Source organism: Streptococcus mitis (assembly GCF_001579035.1).
GTDB classification, from domain to species: Bacteria; Bacillota; Bacilli; order Lactobacillales; family Streptococcaceae; genus Streptococcus; species Streptococcus mitis_J.
Window position 1 is genome coordinate 212,985 of the sequence record NZ_KQ970286.1, and the last position, 1,393, is coordinate 214,377.

At 35.6% G+C, this 1,393-nt stretch carries 2 protein-coding genes; both read left to right on the forward strand.

Features of this window, described 5'->3' with window-relative positions:
• Positions 1 to 363 precede the first annotated feature (363 nt).
• The gene (locus SMIDD26_RS13475; protein WP_280630513.1) at positions 364 to 489 is read left to right on the forward strand and encodes a hypothetical protein; all 126 of its coding nucleotides are present in this window, start codon (positions 364 to 366) and stop codon (positions 487 to 489) included.
• 52 nt (positions 490 to 541) lie between these two features.
• Positions 542 to 1,393, forward strand: an 852-nt coding sequence (locus tag SMIDD26_RS03355; protein WP_061438917.1) for a TIGR00341 family protein, incomplete at its 3' end; no start/stop codon positions are given.

The window sequence follows — 1,393 nt, forward strand, 5'->3', positions numbered from 1 at the left end:
TATCATCTAAAACCTTGTCAGTGAGGAAAAATAAATTCTTCAAGAGTAGAGGTTGTAAGCGGTTTGTTAAGAAAGAATTCAAAGACCTTGACAGATAAAAATAAAATGGTTATTATAAAAAATGGTCTGAAAGTTATGATGACACTCTTGGAAAATCTTTTTAAATCAGCTCAGCTTTGCCTTGCTGTGTTTCGAGCAGGCTACGGTGAGTTTCCGAGTTTGATTTTCATTTACTAGAAATGAAGCTGATGAGAGATAGCAGTAGACATTTGCGTCAGGATATTATGGAAAATGATAAAAAGACCTCATGAGATTGGCATATCAGACTACTAAAGCATTGAGTTTGTTAGGATTTTATACTCAATGAAAATCAAAGAGCAAACTAGGAAGCTAGCCGCAGGTTGCTTAAAGCACTGCTTTGAGGTTGTAGATAAGACTGACGAAGTCAGTTACATATATCTACGGCAAGGTGAAGCTGACGTGGTTTGAAGAGATTTTCGAAGAGTATTAGCGACTAGTTAGCTAGGAAAGGAAGATATTTGTGACAAATAATAAACTGTATTCGTTGGTAGAATTTAGAAATAAAATATACGAAGAATTAGAACTCTCCAGAAGTGATTTAGTGATTTTGCTATGTGCCATGCTTATCGCCTCTATCGGATTAAATATGGATTCGACTCCCGTGATTATTGGAGCCATGTTAATCTCTCCTTTGATGACACCTATTCTGGGAGTGGGGCTCTCTCTAGCTATATTTGATTTTAAATTGTTAAGAAAATCTTTTAAAATATTAGCTATTCAAATACTTGCCAGTTTAATAGCTTCAACACTTTATTTTTATCTCTCTCCCATTTCGTATGCTAGTTCGGAGATTGTTGCTAGAACCTCTCCGACTATTTGGGATGTTCTCATTGCTTTTGTAGGAGGGATAGCTGGTATTATTGGTGCTAGGAAAAAAGAGACAAATAATATTGTCCCTGGTGTCGCCATTGCAACTGCCTTGATGCCTCCTCTTTGTACAGTAGGTTATGCTATTGCTTCTGCTAATCTAAAATTTATCATAGGCTCCTCTTACCTATTCCTCATCAATTGTAGCTTTATTGTCATTGCGACTTATATAGGTGTCAGGTTGATGATGGTTAAGAAGCACTATTTTAGAGATAATGAAGAAGATTCTAAAATGCGCAGGATTTTGCTTTTAGTTGCTGTTTTGCTGATGATTCCGAGTTTCATCTCTGCAACGACTTTAGTCAGAGAAACGTTGAAAAAAGAGTCCCTTAATAAATTTATATCAGAGCAGTTTCAGGGACATAATATTTTGAAAAAAACCTATTCTAAAAAGAATCATACCCTAAAGCTAACCATTTCAGGAAATTATTTGACAGAAGAAGAG

Bases quoted from the DNA above. Each gene is read 5' to 3' on its own strand.
- SMIDD26_RS13475 (WP_280630513.1), top strand. From the start codon at position 364: ATGAAAATCAAAGAGCAAACTAGGAAGCTAGCCGCAGGTTGCTTAAAG.